At 39.4% G+C, this 282-nt stretch carries 1 protein-coding gene; it reads right to left on the minus strand.

What is annotated here, in order from left to right:
* A partial coding sequence (locus SB764_RS39465) for a hypothetical protein (RefSeq protein ID WP_410866678.1) occupies positions 1–261 on the minus strand: 261 nt, incomplete at its 3' end.
* Between the last annotated feature and the right edge of the window lie 21 nt (positions 262–282).

Below are 282 nucleotides of genomic sequence, written 5' to 3' on the forward strand. Positions count from 1 at the left end.
TGTAAAGGGTGATATTGTGACGTTAGTTCCCGCATAATCAGGCGCGTTTTCCAATTTGAACGGCTTCCCCTTAAAATATTCAGACGGCACAGTATATGTTGTTTTCTTTCCTGTATCAGCATCTGGAATACTAAGCTGCAAAGATGGAGCATTACTTGTGGTGTGAATCCGGAAATATTCTAATTGGGAATCCACTATGCCCGAAACAATTCGAATTTGTTTATTTGTAGTGCTTGGGTAAAACTGTTCAAATGTACCCACTTTGTTATCAGTGAGCTTAGT

The sequence above is a fragment of the Paraburkholderia sp. SIMBA_027 genome, from assembly GCF_046535315.1.
In the GTDB taxonomy this organism is placed as follows: Bacteria; Pseudomonadota; Gammaproteobacteria; order Burkholderiales; family Burkholderiaceae; genus Paraburkholderia; species Paraburkholderia tropica.